The sequence below is a fragment of the Bradyrhizobium sp. 521_C7_N1_3 genome (assembly GCF_052075975.1).
GTDB classification, from domain to species: domain Bacteria; phylum Pseudomonadota; class Alphaproteobacteria; order Rhizobiales; family Xanthobacteraceae; genus Bradyrhizobium; species Bradyrhizobium japonicum.
In genome coordinates this window covers 7,418,959-7,432,508 of the sequence record NZ_CP197232.1, presented here as the reverse complement: position 1 = coordinate 7,432,508, position 13,550 = coordinate 7,418,959, and the positions used below count along the sequence as shown (strand labels likewise).

General features: G+C 65.4%; 12 protein-coding genes. 5 read left to right on the top strand and 7 right to left on the bottom strand.

The window, feature by feature from the left end; all coding sequences use genetic code 11:
• Positions 1–507: 507 nt before the first annotated feature.
• Positions 508–723: a hypothetical protein gene (locus AB7008_RS35055; protein ID WP_248879012.1), complete on the bottom strand. Its 216-nt coding sequence runs from the start codon at positions 721–723 to the stop codon at positions 508–510.
• A 253-nt stretch (positions 724–976) separates the two neighbouring features.
• On the opposite strand from AB7008_RS35055, the gene AB7008_RS35050 reads away from it, so the two are divergent.
• The 4 genes from AB7008_RS35050 (at position 977) to uraD (ending at position 3,596) form a co-directional block, all read left to right on the top strand.
• The gene (locus AB7008_RS35050; protein ID WP_304490746.1) at positions 977–1,264 is read left to right on the top strand and encodes a hypothetical protein; all 288 of its coding nucleotides are present in this window, start codon (positions 977–979) and stop codon (positions 1,262–1,264) included.
• A gap of 89 nt (positions 1,265–1,353) precedes the next feature.
• The gene (locus AB7008_RS35045; RefSeq protein ID WP_014493672.1) at positions 1,354–1,767 is read left to right on the top strand and encodes a DUF3830 family protein; all 414 of its coding nucleotides are present in this window, start codon (positions 1,354–1,356) and stop codon (positions 1,765–1,767) included.
• A complete protein-coding gene (gene puuE, locus AB7008_RS35040) occupies positions 1,768–2,703 on the top strand; it encodes an allantoinase PuuE (RefSeq protein ID WP_304490745.1) in 936 nt (311 codons plus the stop codon). It begins immediately after the preceding gene.
• A 5-nt stretch (positions 2,704–2,708) separates the two neighbouring features.
• Positions 2,709–3,596: a 2-oxo-4-hydroxy-4-carboxy-5-ureidoimidazoline decarboxylase gene (gene uraD, locus AB7008_RS35035; RefSeq protein WP_304494736.1), complete on the top strand. Its 888-nt coding sequence runs from the start codon at positions 2,709–2,711 to the stop codon at positions 3,594–3,596.
• Here uraD and AB7008_RS35030 read toward each other — a convergent pair.
• Positions 3,593–6,319, bottom strand: coding sequence for a molybdopterin-dependent oxidoreductase (locus AB7008_RS35030; protein ID WP_304490743.1), 2,727 nt, complete (start codon positions 6,317–6,319; stop codon positions 3,593–3,595). The genes uraD and AB7008_RS35030 overlap by 4 nt on opposite strands.
• A complete protein-coding gene (locus tag AB7008_RS35025; protein WP_304490742.1) occupies positions 6,316–7,143 on the bottom strand; it encodes an FAD binding domain-containing protein in 828 nt (275 codons plus the stop codon). The genes AB7008_RS35030 and AB7008_RS35025 overlap by 4 nt, the downstream gene beginning before the upstream one ends.
• Positions 7,144–7,294: 151 nt before the next feature.
• Between AB7008_RS35025 and AB7008_RS35020 the strand changes: the two genes are divergently transcribed.
• Positions 7,295–8,644 carry an 8-oxoguanine deaminase gene (locus tag AB7008_RS35020; RefSeq protein ID WP_441260270.1) on the top strand — a complete coding sequence of 450 codons (1,350 nt, stop codon included), beginning with the start codon at positions 7,295–7,297 and terminating at the stop codon, positions 8,642–8,644.
• Between the two features lie 109 nt (positions 8,645–8,753).
• Here AB7008_RS35020 and AB7008_RS35015 read toward each other — a convergent pair whose 3' ends face one another.
• The 4 genes from AB7008_RS35015 to AB7008_RS35000 form a co-directional block, all read right to left on the bottom strand.
• On the bottom strand, positions 8,754–9,830 hold the full coding sequence (locus AB7008_RS35015) for a BMP family ABC transporter substrate-binding protein (RefSeq protein ID WP_253572079.1): 1,077 nt from the start codon (positions 9,828–9,830) through the stop codon (positions 8,754–8,756).
• A 77-nt stretch (positions 9,831–9,907) separates the two neighbouring features.
• Positions 9,908–10,825 (bottom strand): ABC transporter permease, encoded by a 918-nt coding sequence (locus AB7008_RS35010; RefSeq protein ID WP_041959265.1) that lies wholly within the window; start codon positions 10,823–10,825, stop codon positions 9,908–9,910.
• Positions 10,812–11,903, bottom strand: coding sequence for an ABC transporter permease (locus tag AB7008_RS35005; RefSeq protein ID WP_041959264.1), 1,092 nt, complete (start codon positions 11,901–11,903; stop codon positions 10,812–10,814). The genes AB7008_RS35010 and AB7008_RS35005 overlap by 14 nt, the downstream gene beginning before the upstream one ends.
• Positions 11,887–13,458 carry an ABC transporter ATP-binding protein gene (locus AB7008_RS35000; protein ID WP_304490740.1) on the bottom strand — a complete coding sequence of 524 codons (1,572 nt, stop codon included), beginning with the start codon at positions 13,456–13,458 and terminating at the stop codon, positions 11,887–11,889. The genes AB7008_RS35005 and AB7008_RS35000 overlap by 17 nt, the downstream gene beginning before the upstream one ends.
• Positions 13,459–13,550: the final 92 nt, after the last annotated feature.

Here is a 13,550-nt window from a genome sequence, read left to right as displayed (position 1 = left end):
GGCGGGCCGTGCGTACGGCAAAACCGTGTGGTCCTGACCGTCGTCGCTACGGTCAAGTGCTTTGCGGATGCGGCAGTCGCGTCAACCGGCGCGCTGTCGGCGACTTTCGCAGGCGTGAGGGAGGCCAGAAGGAATTCGGCTCCCGGGAGAGCACGGCATAAGCCGTCCAACCATCGCGCAGGGAAGGCCGAGTGATTGGCGCCACCTGTATGCTGCTGTGCAGTCTCCTTTGCGCACCATCTCGCGCAGCGGACCGTGGGGGCGAGGTCAGCACCCGGCCTCCCCTGCGCCCTCTTGGCTTCGAGGGTGGAGTGATCAGGCAAAACTCGGGCGGAATGCGCCGCGAGGACGCGAAGGCGTGTCTAAGAGGCCGTAGGATGGGTAGAGCGCTTGCGAAACCCATCATGCTTCCGCGTTGATGAGAGATGATGGGTTTCGCTTCGCTCCACCCATCCTACGCGTGCGCTCGTCGTGATGACGTTGACGCAGTTGCGTTGTACGCCCGTATCACCGTCCCGCCGGTGCCGACAGCGCGCCGTTGGCGTAGCGCTGCCAGTCGGGTGTGGTCGACTGCGACGGCCAGAACGCGTTGGAGTCACGGACCGACTGGGTGATCGGGGCGGCATGTGCCTTGCTTCTGTGGTGGCGGTCGCTCGCGGCGGCGGTCTGGATGGTGGCGGCGGCAATCAGGGTGACGCCGAGAATGGCAAAGGTCTTTCGCATGGTTGTTTCTCCCGTGACGGCGATTCAGGCTGTGAGAAAAATGTCTCCTGTGTTCGCGGCCGTGGCTGACATGGCGATGTGTCCTGCCGAATATCAGCCGGGTCGGTTTCACGATCCGAAGCGCGGCCATCACGTTGGGGCGAGCAAATTTTCTAGCCCCGGCCAAATATTCGGCAATCGTGCCCGCGGCGCCGGTGGACTTGCCCCTGGCAATCCGGTTCAATGAGGCGAATTGAGTTCTCAGGCGACAACGATGTCGAAATATCTGCTGGTCCTTCTCCTGATCGCCTCCCCGGCGGCCGCGCAGGTTAAGCTCACGCCAAGGACCTCGGCAGCGCATCCAGACCCGTGCGCTCCGATCGGGCGGACCGCGGACGGCAAGCTGGTCTACTCCATGAAATGCGAGAATCTGCCGGCGCCGCCTCCACCTCCGCCACAGGCGGAACTGAAGGAGGCGCCCCCTTCGGCCGCGCTCGCCGCCGAGCCCGAGCCGGAGGTGCGGCGGAGCGGTATTTTCGGCTGGTCCTACGACCGCAGATGACGGGCCGCGCCACTTGCGCGAAGCCCCCTGGAATGCTCTTTGCTTGAAAATTCCCCGTGGGCCTTTGGCCCCCGATCCAGAGAGATGAGATGAGCAAACTCGTTATCCGCGCCGGCGACTTCACCTTCGATGCCCGCTTCGAGGAGCAGCTGGCGCCCAAGACCGTCGCTGCGTTTCGCAAGGCGCTGCCGTTCGAAAGCCACATCATCCATGTGCGCTGGAGCGGCGAGGGCGTCTGGATGCCGCTCGGCGATCTCGATTTCGGCGTCGGCTACGAGAACCACACCAGCTATCCCGCGCCGGGTCAGATCATCCTCTATCCCGGCGGCATCAGCGAGACCGAGATCCTGCTTGCCTATGGCGGCGTGCACTTCGCCAGCAAAATGGGCCAGCTCGCCGGCAACCATTTCATCACGCTGACCTCGGGCCTCGAGAATCTCGCGACCCTCGGCAAGAGCGTGCTGTGGAAGGGCGCCCTGCCGATCCGCTTCGAGGAAGTCTGAGTGACGGATACTCGCTACCCGCGCGATCTCCGCGGTTACGGCCGCAACCCGCCGCATCCGCAATGGCCTGACAACGCGCGGGTCGCGGTGCAGTTCGTCGTCAACTTCGAGGAAGGCGGCGAGAACAACATCTTGCACGGCGATCGCGCCTCGGAAGCGTTTCTGTCCGACGTCCTCGGTGCGCAGCCCTGGCCGGGCCAGCGCCATGCCAATATCGAGTCGATGTTCGAATATGGCTCGCGCGCCGGCTTCTGGCGGCTGTGGCGGATGTTCAACGAGCGGAAGTGGCCGACCACCGTGTTTGGCGTTGCCACCGCGCTGAAGCGGAATCCGGAGATTGTCGCGGCGATGAAGGAGTCGGGCTGGGACATCGCGAGCCACAGCCTGAAATGGATCGAGCACAAGGACATGACCGAGGCGCAGGAGCGCGCCGAGATTACCGAGTCCATTCGCGTCCACACCGAGGCGACGGGCTCGCGGCCGCTCGGCTGGTACACCGGGCGCTCCTCGATCAACACCAACCGCCTCCTGATGGAGGAGGGCGGCTTCCTCTATCTCTGCGACTCCTATGCCGACGATCTGCCCTATTGGGTCAAGGGCGCGAACGGCAAGCAGCTCATCATTCCCTATACGCTTGACGCCAACGACATGCGCTTCATCAACCCGCAGGGGTTTGCCGAAGGCGAGCAGTTCTTCACCTATCTGAAGGACGCCTTCGACGTGCTCTATGCCGAGGGCGAGACCGCGCCGAAGATGATGTCGGTGGGGCTGCACTGCCGTCTTGCGGGCCGGCCCGGCCGCGCCGCGGGACTGATCCGCTTCCTCGATTATATCGGCAAGCACGATCGCGTCTGGGTGCCGACGCGGCTCCAGATCGCGCAGCACTGGCACGACAAGCATGCGCATCTCGCCGCCGACGCCTTCGAGATCGGGTGAGGACGATGGCGCAAATCTCGCTCGCCGATCTCAATGCTGCTGATCAGGCCGGCTTTGTCGCGGTCCTTGCCAACGTCGTCGAATATTCACCGTGGATTGCGGAGAAACTTGCTGAGCAGCGGCCGTTCGCCGGTATCAATCAGTTGCACTCAGCGCTGATGGCGGCGATCCAGGCTGCCGAGCCCGACGTGCAGCTCGCGCTGATCCGGGCGCATCCCGACCTCGCCAACAAGACCCAGCGCGCGGCGGGCCTCACGGCGGAATCGACCGACGAACAGAACAGTGCCGGCCTCGACCGGCTGTCGGAGGCCGAATACGCGGCATTCGAGCGCGTCAACAACGCCTATCGCGACAAGTTCGGCTTCCCCTATATCGTCTGCGTGCGCCGTCACACTAGGGATTCCGTGCTGCGCGACTTCGAGACGCGGTTGCGCAATATCGCCAAGACCGAGACGCGACGCGCGATCGAGGAGATCGGTCGTATCTCGGCGCTGCGGCTCGATCAGCTCGTCGTCGCCGACGACAAGCTGAAAGTGCATGGCCGGCTTTCCACGCATGTGCTCGACAATCACGCCGGAAAGCCTGCAGCCGGCATCCCGGTGGAGCTCGTCGAGCTTGCGAATCTCGGCGAGAGCCGCGTGATTGCGCGCGCCGTCACCAATGCCGATGGCCGCACCGACCAGCCGCTGATCGGCGGCCGTCCGCTGCCGATCGGCCGCTACGAGCTTCGCTTCAGCGTCGCCAAATATTATTCCGAGCGCAACGTGCCGCTGTCAGACCCGCCGTTCCTCGACGAGATCCTGCTGCGCTTTGCGATCAGCGAGCCGGAAAGCCACTATCACGTGCCGCTGCTGGTCACGCCGTGGAGCTACTCGACCTATCGCGGAAGTTAATTCCCGAACCTCTCGTGCAGCGCCGGAAACAGCCGGTCCGGCTTGAACGGCGGCGCGGTGAAGCGGATGCCGGTGGCATCCGTGATCGCGTTGCCGAGCGCGGCGGTGACCGGATTGTACGGGCTCTCGCTCATCGACTTGGCGCCCAGCGGCCCGATCGTGTCGGACGTCTCGGCAAAGAAGACCTCCGTGCGCGGAACGTCTGCGAAGGAGGGCAGGTGGTAATCGCGGAATTTCGGGTTGGTGACGCGGCCGGTCGCGTCGATCACCATCTCCTCGTAGAGCGCCGCCCCGATCGCCTGCGCGACGCCGCCCTCGACCTGGCCGCGGCACTGCATGGGATTGGCGACGACGCCGGCGTCCGCCGCCTGCACGCTCCGGAGAATCTTGATCTCGCCGGTGCCCTTGTTCACGGCGACGCGAAAGCCCTGGACGTTGAAGCCGACCGAGCGCGGCGTCCCCCCGGAATTGCCGCTGGCCGCGAATGGCTGTCCGCGTTCGCGCGCAAGCTTCGCCAGCTCCACAAAGGACATCCGCCGGACACCGCTGACGACGGCTTCGTCGTCGAGCGTGCAACTCGCGGCGTCGCACAGCCAGGCGCCGGCGGCCACCGTTTTCAGCTCGGTCGCAAGCTGTATCGCGGCCGCATGCGTTGCCTTGCCCGCAACGAAGGTGCCCGCACTGCCATAGGCGCCGGTGTCGTGGCCGCCATGGGCGGTGTCGGACTGGCGCAGGCGGATGCGGTCGACGGTGGTTGCGAGCGTCGTCGCCGCGATCTGCCGGTGCACGGTGCTGGTGCCGTTGCCGAACTCGGCGGTGCCGACGGTGAGGTCGAAGCCGCCGTCGTCGTTGAGGGCGATCATCGCGTCCGCGAGATGCCCGGCCGGTGGCACCGTATCGATCATGGTCAGCGCGACGCCGTCGCCGATCAGCCACTCTGGCGTCAGGTCCGGCTGCGGGCCGTCGGCCTGCATCGCGCGTTCGACGAGGTCGAGGCACTGGTCGAGCCCGTAGGAGCCATAGAGCACGTCGTGAAATTCGGACGGCGGCGGCGACAGCATGGGATCGCCTGTTTTGACGACGTTGCGCCGGCGCATGTCGTAGGGGCTGATGCCGAGCTGCCGTGCCAGCTCGTCGATCGCGGCTTCGATCGCGATTTGCGTTTGGGGCAGGCCATAGCCGCGAAACGCGCCCGACGGCACCGTGTTGGTGTAGACGGCGAAGCCGTCGACCTTCTTGTTCGGACAGTTGTAGACGGCGATGGACTCGGACAGCGAGTGGAACATCACGGGACCGGCATGATTGCCGTAGGCGCCGGTGTTGGAGAGCACCTCGAGCTGAAGTGCGGTGAGCCTGCCGTCGGCATCGGCGCCGGCCTTGATGTGGACCCGCATCGGATGCCGCGTCGAGGTCGCGATGAACTGCTCCTCGCGGGTCAGCTCCAGCTTGACCGGTCGTCCGGTCTTGAGCGTAGCCAGCGCCAGAATGTCCTCGACGAACATCTCCTGCTTGCCGCCAAAGCCGCCACCGACGCGTTCGCAGAACACGCGGACCTTGTCCAAGGGGAGCTCAAAGATGTCCGACAGCGCGCGGCGGGTCAGGAACGGCACCTGCGTGGAGGTGCGGACATTGAGCACGCCTGAAGCATCGAGCCAGGCGAGGCCGCCATGGGTCTCCAGCGCGGCGTGCTGCACGCGGTGGCTGTGGAAGGTTGCCTCATAGGTGACGGCGGACGTCGCGAGTGCCGTCGCCACGTCGCCGTATTCGCCATGCGTCTCGGCTGCGAGGTTGCGCTGGGGATCGGCGATGCGGTTTGCGGTGGTGCGGTCAGGATGAATGACAGGCGCACCCGGCGCCATCGCCTGCTCCGGGTCGATCAGCGCAGGCAGGATCTCGTAGCTGACCTTCAGCCGGCGGCACGCCTCCTCGGCCGCAGCCTCGCTCTCTGCGACGACGGCCGCGACCTTCTGGCCGATGAAGCGGACGACGTCATCGAGGATGCGAGTATCCTCCGGATCCATCCAGTCCTTCTCATGCCGGGCAGTCGAGATCAGAACCGACGGCGCATCCTCATGCGTCAGGACCGCGTGCACGCCGGGCACGCGCAGCGCGTTCGACTTGTCGATCGCCACGATTTTCGCGTGGGCGTGCGGCGAGCGCAGCAGCTTGATGTGCAGCAGGCCGTCGATCTCGGTGTCGAAGGTGTAGTGCGCCTTGCCGCGCACGACGTCGGGGCCTGCGGGCGCCGGCAGGCTGCGGCCGAAGGCGGCGCCGGGCTCAACGCTCTCCTCGACATTGGTCTTGCCGAGCAGTGCGTCCTCGATCGAGCGATAGCCGGTGCAGCGACAGATATTGCCCTTCAGCGCCGATCCGAGGTCGGTGCGCTGCGCCTGGTTCAGCGAAGCGCAGGTCAGGATCATGCCGGCGGTGCAGAAGCCGCATTGAAAGCCCTGCGCATCGAGGAAGGCCCGCTGCATCGGATGCGCGCCGTGGTCGCCAGCGAGGCCTTCGATCGTGGTGACGGCGCGCCCCTCGGCGCGGAACGCCGGGATCAGGCAGCTATGCACCGGCTCGCCGTCGAGCAGCACGGTGCAGGCGCCGCAATCGCCGGCATCGCAGCCCTTCTTCACGCCGAAATGGCCGAGCTCGCGCAGGAACGTGCGCAGGCACTGCCCGGCGCGCGGCTCTTGCGGGAACGTCTTGCCGTTGACCTCGAAACTCATGACGGCGTTGCCCCGACGAGTTCGGCGCGAATCTCCTCAGCGAGCCTTAGCGTCATATGCTTGCGCCAGAGTGGCTTGCCGTGGATGTCGGTGTGGTACAGATCATCCGGGATCTGCTGCGCGATCGCGACGCGAAGCGGGCCCGCGTCCGGGGCCTTGCGAAAGGACAGCTGGATCGGTCGCACCGTCGATGCGGTCACCGACAGCGTCAGCGTGCCATCGCTGTCCAGGCTGCCGATCAGAAGTGCCGCAGAGCGGCCGACCGGTGCCAGCGAGATCTGGCGAAAGGCCGTGCGACGCTTCAGCGCGGCAATCGGGATATCGATCTGCCGGATCAGGTCGCCTGGCGTCAGGCGGTTGCGCTGGTTGCCAATGACGAAGTCGACGACGGGTATCTTCTCTTCGCCGCCGCCGGCCTTCCAGATGGTGCAGACGCCGTCCAACGCCGACGTGAGCGAGATCATCGGTCCCGCCGGCAGCGACATGCAGAGATTGCCGCCGACGGTTGCGGTCTTCCAGATCTTGAATGACGCAAGGAAAGCCCGGCAGCACTGGCCGATCAGCGGGGCCGCGAGCCAGTCGGGCGGGCAGGCGAAACCGTCGAGCTGTGTGATGGTGCAGGTGGCGGAGATGGCGAGATGGGTGTCGGTGGTCGTCAGCGCCGGCCATTTCAGGTCAGTGAGATCGATCAGCCGTTTCAGGTGGACCTGGGGCTCCGAGAACAGCCAGGTGCCGCCCGCGAGCCAAGCATCACCTTCCGCCCAGGCGGGCAGTTGTGCGCGCGTTTGCGGATGGGCCACCGTCGTGATGGTATTCAAATCCATGGCTGCGCCAAAGCTTTCGCCTGTGAATCGTACAGATGAGTCTTGCAAGACCGGAGCCAAGTCGCAACAAGCAAGTCGTAGCATGAAGGTGATCGAGCCGGCGGCCGCCTTCGCGGGCCTGTCATCAGCGGATGTGAGGAGAACCAGGATCATGAGCGACGCAAAGCCGATCTGGATCAGGGATCCCCTCGCCATCCTCGCCGACGGCGCCGAGCGCGGGATCGTGGTGAGGGATCGCCGGATTGTCGAGCTCGTGCCGGCCGGCGGCAGGCCTGCGATGGCGGATGTCGCGGTGTTCGACGCAAGCGAGCATGTCGTGCTGCCGGGCCTGATCAACACGCATCATCATTTCTACCAGACGCTGACGCGGGCGCTGCCGGCGGCGATGGACCGCGAGCTGTTTCCCTGGCTCCAGGCACTCTATCCGGTATGGGCGAGGATGACGCCGGAATCGCTCGAGCTCGGCGTCACCGTGGCGATGTCCGAGCTCCTGCTCTCGGGCTGCACCACCACAACGGATCACCACTATGTGTTCCCGGCGGGGCTCGAGGAGTCCGTCGATATCGAGGTCGGGGTCGCAAAACGGCTCGGTGTCCGGGTGCTGCTCACGCGCGGCTCGATGAACCTGTCGCAGCGCGACGGCGGCCTGCCGCCTGACAGCGTCGTACAGGACGAGGACACCATTCTCGCCGACAGCGCGCGGGTGGTTGCAAAGCATCACCAGCGCGGCGCGGATGCGATGGTGCAGATTGCGCTGGCGCCATGTTCACCATTCTCGGTCACGACGTCCCTGATGCGCGCCACCGCCGATCTCGCCGACAAGCTCGACGTTCGCCTGCACACCCATCTCGCCGAGACCAAGGACGAGAACAAATTCTGCCAGCAGATGTATGGCTGCCGCCCGCTCGACTATCTCGAGCAATGCGGCTGGCTCAATGCGCGGACCTGGCTCGCCCATGGAATCTTTTTCAATGCGGAGGAGATGAAGCGGCTCGGCAAGGCCAAGACCACCATCAGCCACTGCGCATGCAGCAATCAGATTCTGGCGTCGGGCTGCTGCCCTGTGTGCGAGATGGAGGAGGTCGGTGTCGGCATCGGCATCGGCGTCGACGGTTCGGCCTCGAACGACGGATCGAATTTGATGCAGGAGGTGCGGGCGGCGTTTCTGCTGCAGCGGGCACGCTACGGAGTGGCCAAGGTCAGCCACAAGGATGCGCTGCGCTGGGCGACCAAGGGCTCGGCGGCCTGTGTCGGCCGGCCGGAGCTGGGCGAGATCGCCATCGGTAAGGCGGCTGATCTCGCCCTGTTCAAGCTCGACGAGCTGCGCTTCTCCGGTCACGGCGATCCGCTGGCCGCGCTGGTGCTGTGCGGGGCGCATCGGGCCGACCGGGTGATGGTGGCGGGACAATGGGCCGTGATCGACGGCGCGATCCCGAGACTGGATGTTCCCGATCTCATCCGCCGCCACGGTTCCGCGGCGCGGGCGATGCAGGCGGGATAATCCGGGCAAAAAAGAAAGAGGGGGCGACCATAAGTGCCGGGTGCTTCTGGCCACCCCCTCCGAACCTCCTCCGGGAGGAGCAGGTGATTTAGACAATGCAAGAAGCGTGCTACTTGCCCGGAAGCTTGTCGTCGATGCCCTTGACGTAGAAATTCATGCCGAGGATCTGGCCGTCATCGAGGTGATCGCCACCTTTGCACTCGACCGGCTTGCCGTCCTGCCCAACGATCGGGCACTTGAACGGATGCAGCTTGCCCGCGGTGATCGCGGCCTGGGCATCCTCGGCCATCTTCTTCACGTCGTCGGGCATGTTGGTGTAGGGCGCCATCGCGAACATATGGCTGTCGAGGCCGCCCCAGGTGTCCTCGGACTTCCAGGTGCCGGCGAGCTCGGCCTTGACGCGCTCGATGTAGTAAGGGCCCCAGGTGTCCAGGATCGAGGTGAGCTGGGTCTTCGGCCCGAACTTGATCATCTCGGAATCCTGGCCGAAAGCGAGCTTGCCGCGTTCGCTGGCAATCTGCATCGCCGCCGGCGAATCCGTGTGCTGCATGATCACGTCGGCGCCCTGGTCGATCAGTGCCTTGGCGGCGTCGGCCTCCTTGCCCGGGTCGAACCAGGTATTGGCCCAGATGATCTTGACCTTGATGTTCGGGTTGATGGTCTGCGCCGCCAGGATCGTCGCGTTGATGCCGGAGACGACCTCCGGAATCGGGAACGAGCCGATATAGCCGAGCACCCCGGATTTCGACATCTTGGCCGCGATCAGGCCCTGGATGTAGCGGCCCTGCCACCATTTGGCCGAGTAGGTCGACATGTTCGGGTTGCGCTTGTAGCCGGTGGCGTGCTCGAAATGCACGTTCGGATATTTCTTGGCGACCTTCAGCGTCGGGTCCATGTAGCCGAACGAGGTCGTGAAGATCAGCTTGTTGCCGGCGCGGACGAGCTGCTCGATGGAGCGCTCGGCGTCGGGACCTTCGGGCACGTTCTCGAGATAGGTGGTCTCGATCTTGTCGCCCAGCTCCTTCACCAGGGCCTGGCGCGCGAGGTCGTGCTGGTAGGTCCAGCCCAAGTCTCCGATCGGACCCAGATAGATGAAGCCGACTTTCAGCTTGTCGGCGGCGGAGGCTGCGCTGACGCTTCCGGCAAGCAAAAACCCGGCAGCCAGCGCAAGAAGTGATTTCCTCATCATCAATCTCCAAACATCAGGGGACAGCCACGATCCGCAACGTGCGCGCCCCATCGCGCACGCCGCGGAAATGAAATTCAGCGGTCGGGCACGAACACGGTGCCGAGCGCGGCCGGTGCGGTCGAGCCGCCGGTGCGCGCGCGTGAGAGCAGGACCAGGACGATGACGGTTGCGAGGTAAGGCAGCGCCGACATGAATTGCGAGGGAATGCCGACGCCCCAGCCCTGCGCGTGCAGCTGCAGGATCGTCACCGCGCCGAACAGATAGGCGCCGACCACGAGTCGGCCGGGCCGCCAGGACGAAAACACGACCAGTGCCAGCGCAATCCAGCCGCGGCCCGCGGTCATGCCGGGAATGAAGAACGGCGTGTAGGCGAGCGGCAGGTAAGCGCCGGCAAGTCCTGCGCAGGCGCCGCCGAACATCACGGCGAAGGTACGGATGCGCAGCACGGGGTAGCCGAGCGCATGCGCGGAGACATGATTGTCGCCGCAGGCACGCAGGATCAATCCCGCGCGCGTGCGGTACAGGAACCACCAGATGCCGACGACGAGCGCGATGGAGAAATAGACGAAGGCGTCCTCGCCGAACAGCACCCGGCCAATCAGCGGCATGTCCGTGAGGCCGGGAATGGCGAGGTGCATCGCGGGCGTGATGCGCTCGCCGACGAAGCCCGCGCCGATCAGGCCGGACAGGCCGACGCCGAGGATGGTCAGCGCGAGACCCGTTGCAACCTGGTTGACGGCGAGCCCGAGCGTCATCAGCGCGAACACCAGCGACATCAGCGTGCCCGCGACGATGCCGAACAGTGCGCCGATGAAGATCGAGCCGGTGAGCCACGCACCCGCAAAGCCGCAGGCCGCGCCGACGATCATCATGCCCTCGACGCCGAGATTGAGCACGCCGGAGCGCTCGGTCACGAGCTCACCGGTCGCCGCGATCAGAAGCGGCGTCGATGCGGCGAGCACCGCGAGGATGATGGCTTCAACCAGTTCCACGGGCCACCTGTCGGTTCGGGAAAATCAGCTTGAAGCGGTAGAGAATGAGCGAATCGCAGGCGAGGACGTAGAACAACAGAATTCCCTGGAAGACCTTGGTGACGTCCAACGGGATCTTCATCGCGATCTGCGCCTGCTCGCCGCCGATAAAGGTCAATGCGAGAAAAAGGCCTGCAATCAATATTCCAAGCGGGTTCAGCCGGCCGAGGAAGGCGACGATGATCGCGGTGAAGCCGTAGCCGGGCGAGATGCCGGGCTGGAGATGCCCGACCGGACCCGCGACCTCGATGATGCCGGCAAGGCCTGCGAGCGCGCCTGACACCGCGAAGGTCAGGATGATCAGCTGGTTGGCGTTGAAGCCGCCGAACCGGGCCGCGCGGGGCGCCGCACCGACCACGCGGATCTCGAAGCCCTTGATGGTGCGTCCGAGCAGGATCGCGGCTGCCGCGACGACGAGCAGGGCGATGATCGAGCCGAGATGCAGCCGGCCGCCTTCGATCAACAGCGGCACCGTCGCCACCGGATCGAACTCCGCGGTGGTCGGGAAGTTGAAGCCATGCGGATCGCGCCAGGGGCCGCGCACGAGATAGTCGAGGAAGAGGTCGGCGACATAGACCAGCATCAGGCTGGTCAGGATTTCGCTGGCGCCGAACTTCACCTTGCAGATCGCCGGGATCAGCGCATAGAGGGCGCCTGCTGCTGCGGCGAGCACGAGCATCACCGGAAGCACCCAGGCGCCGGCATCGGTGCCCTGCGTCTTCACCGCGATCCAGCTTCCGGCCACCGCGCCGATCAGGAATTGGCCCTCGGCGCCGATGTTCCAGGCATTGGCGAGATAGCAGAGCGACAACCCGATCGCGATCATCACCAGAGGCGTCGCCTTCACAGCGATCTCCTGCAGCGAATAGCCGTCGGTCAAAGGCGCGATGAAATAGGCATGCAGAGCGAGAAGCGGATTCTTGCCGAGGATCGCGAACAGGATGATCATGGTCGCGATCGTGAGGCCGATCGCGATCAGCGGTGAGACCAGCGCGATCGTGTTGGAGCGCTCGACGCGCTTCTCAAGCACCAACTGCATGCGCGGCCTCCTTCGGCTCCAGGCTGCTGCCCCCCATCAACAGGCCGAGTTTTTCGCGCGTGGCTTCGCTCGTGGCAAGCGGCGCGGAGAGCCGGCCGTGGAACATCACGGCGATCCGATCGGCGATCTCCGCGAGCTCGTCGAGATCCTGGCTGGTCACCAGCACGGCAGCACCGGCGGTTGCGAGATCGAGCAGCGCCTGGCGGATCACGGCGGCGGCGCCGGCATCGACGCCCCAGGTCGGCTGGCTCACCACCAGCACCGCGGGGTTGCGGAGGATCTCGCGGCCGACGATGAACTTCTGCAAATTGCCGCCGGACAGGGATGCTGCTTCCGGATCCCGTTTGGCCTTGCGCACGTCGAACGTTTCGGTCGCGCGGTCCACGGTCTTTAGTGTCGCCGCGGTGTCGATGAAGCCGTGATGGACCATGCCGCTGGCGGCGTGCCCGGTCAGCAGCGCGTTCTCCGACAGCTTCATGCGCGGCGCGGTGCCGTGGCCTAGCCGTTCCTCCGGGACGAAGGCCGCGCCCAGCTTGCGGCGCTGCGTGATCGAGAGGTGGCCGGCGGCGATGCCTTCGATCACGACGGTGCCGGGGTCGTTCGACAGGCGTTCGCCGGAGAGCGCGGCGAACAACTCGTCCTGGCCGTTGCCGGCGACCCCGGCGATCCCGAGGATCTCACCGCCCTTCAGCTCGAACGAGATGTGCTCGAGTCGCACGCCGTGCGCCTCGCTCGGCGCGAGTGATAGGTCGTTGACGACGAGCCGCGGCACGGTGGTCGTCCGGCCGGCTGGTGCCTTCACTTCCCTGATCTCGCCGCCGACCATCATCCGCGCGAGCGAGGCCGCGGTCTCTAGCCGGGGATTGCAGGTCTCGACCTTCTTGCCGCCGCGCAGGATCGTGGCGGTGTCGCACAGTCGCTTCACTTCCTCGAGCTTGTGGCTGATGTAGAGGATGGCGCGGCCTTCGGCCTTGAGGCGCTCCAGCACGATGAAGAGCTGGTCGGCCTCCTGCGGGGTCAGCACGGCGGTCGGCTCGTCCAGGATCAGGAATTTCGGATCCTGCATCAGCGCGCGGACGATCTCGATGCGCTGGCGCTCGCCGACGGAGAGTTGCCAGACCTCGCGCCTGGGATCGAGCGGTAGTCCATAGGTCTTCGACACCTGCTCCAGCCGCGTCGACATATCCTTGAAGGATTCCCTGCCGTCGAGGCCGAGCGCGACGTTCTCGGCAACGGTGAGATTGTCGAACAGCGAGAAATGCTGGAACACCATGCCGATGCCGCGGCTGCGCGCCTCTGAGGGACCCGACAGCACGATGGGGTGGCCCTGCCAGCGGATCTCGCCGGCGCTGGGCTGGATCAGCCCGTAGATCGCCTTGACCAGCGTCGACTTGCCGGCGCCGTTCTCACCGAGCAGGGCATGGATCTGTTTCGGCTGGATCTCGATGCTGATGGAGTCGTTGGCGAGGAAATCACCATAGCGCTTGGTGAGCCCGATCGTCTGAAGCAGAGGGGGCTCGCCGGAATGCAGGTCGTTGGACGTCTGGTCTAACATTCGCTGATGCACTGGCACGGGGTGAAGTGCCTCAATTGTGGGCTAGTTTGAACCGTCGCGTAAGATGTGAAAAAGCGTCATCCCTTGCTCAA

Coding starts and splice junctions, on each gene's coding strand:
- AB7008_RS35055 (WP_248879012.1), bottom strand. CDS start 723: ATGCGAAAGACCTTTGCCATTCTCGGCGTCACCCTGATTGCCGCCGCC.
- AB7008_RS35050 (WP_304490746.1), top strand. CDS start 977: ATGTCGAAATATCTGCTGGTCCTTCTCCTGATCGCCTCCCCGGCGGCC.
- AB7008_RS35045 (WP_014493672.1), top strand. CDS start 1,354: ATGAGCAAACTCGTTATCCGCGCCGGCGACTTCACCTTCGATGCCCGC.
- uraD (WP_304494736.1), top strand. CDS start 2,709: ATGGCGCAAATCTCGCTCGCCGATCTCAATGCTGCTGATCAGGCCGGC.
- AB7008_RS35030 (WP_304490743.1), bottom strand. CDS start 6,319: ATGAGTTTCGAGGTCAACGGCAAGACGTTCCCGCAAGAGCCGCGCGCC.
- AB7008_RS35025 (WP_304490742.1), bottom strand. CDS start 7,143: ATGGATTTGAATACCATCACGACGGTGGCCCATCCGCAAACGCGCGCA.
- AB7008_RS35020 (WP_441260270.1), top strand. CDS start 7,295: ATGAGCGACGCAAAGCCGATCTGGATCAGGGATCCCCTCGCCATCCTC.
- AB7008_RS35015 (WP_253572079.1), bottom strand. CDS start 9,830: ATGAGGAAATCACTTCTTGCGCTGGCTGCCGGGTTTTTGCTTGCCGGA.
- AB7008_RS35005 (WP_041959264.1), bottom strand. CDS start 11,903: ATGCAGTTGGTGCTTGAGAAGCGCGTCGAGCGCTCCAACACGATCGCG.
- AB7008_RS35000 (WP_304490740.1), bottom strand. CDS start 13,458: ATGTTAGACCAGACGTCCAACGACCTGCATTCCGGCGAGCCCCCTCTG.